Genomic DNA, 923 nt, shown 5'->3' with positions numbered 1-923 from the left:
TACCATGGAGACGCTCTGCCGACTGAGCTATAGGGGCCTGCTGCTTTTTTGAGGTTTCCCTCGCGGCAACGGAATAGATCATACCCCGAACTGGCGTGTGCTCCCAACCGCGGACACCGTTCAGAAGGCGGGCTGCAGCAATCCGCCCAGCGCGTTGCATGCGGAGACGATCCTGTGCATCTCACGCTTCGTCAGCGACGCGTCCATCGGCAGCGCAAGGGTCTCGTCGGCGGCCCGTTCGGTCTCGGGCAGGCTCACCGCGCGACGGAATCCAGGCGCGCGGTGCGCGGGCGTCTTCACCGGCACTCGGCAGTCGACTCCCTTGGCTTTCAAGGCCCGTGCGAAGGCGTCCCGGTCCGGCCGTCCATTGCCCTCGACCCGCACGACGTACTGCTGGTAGGTGTGACCGGCGCTGTTCTCGGGGGTTCGCACGCCCCGCAGTCGCCGGCCGAGGTAGGCGGCTTGCTCGCGGCGCTGCGCCACCTCGGCGTGCGGTGTTTCGGACTCTCCTTGTTCCAGCACGAGAAGTCCGTGCCGTTGTCCGATCTCGTGCAGTCGAGCGACGTCGGCCGGCCGCCCGAAGCGGTGGACGACGACGGCGGCGACGGTCTGCTCGATCACCACGGCCTCGACGGCGGAGGGGTCGAGGCAGTAGGTCGCCGGGTCTATGTCGGCGAAGACGGGTGTCGCGCCGGTCAGGGCCACGGCTTCGGCGATCTCGATGTTCCCGAAGGCCGGCACGATGACCTCGTCACCGGCACCCACACCCGCGGCGCTGAGCATTCGAGCAGTTCCCATGGCTGGGATGCTGGCGGGGCAAAGTGAACGCACAGTGACAGGGAATGCAAAAGAGCTGGTCCCCGTACCGAAGTTCGGGGACCAGCTCTGAAAAATTGTTCGGCGGCGTCCTACTCTCCCACAGG

At 66.6% G+C, this 923-nt stretch carries 1 protein-coding gene; it reads right to left on the bottom strand.

The window, feature by feature from the left end; translation table 11 throughout:
- Positions 1-120 precede the first annotated feature (120 nt).
- Entirely contained in the window at positions 121-783 is a 663-nt protein-coding gene (locus BIV24_RS25300) for a DegT/DnrJ/EryC1/StrS family aminotransferase (RefSeq protein WP_071368745.1), read from the bottom strand.
- Between the last annotated feature and the right edge of the window lie 140 nt (positions 784-923).

Source organism: Streptomyces colonosanans (assembly GCF_001866645.1).
Taxonomy (GTDB): domain Bacteria; phylum Actinomycetota; class Actinomycetes; order Streptomycetales; family Streptomycetaceae; genus Streptomyces; species Streptomyces colonosanans.
This window is presented reverse-complemented; position numbering and strand designations above follow the sequence as displayed.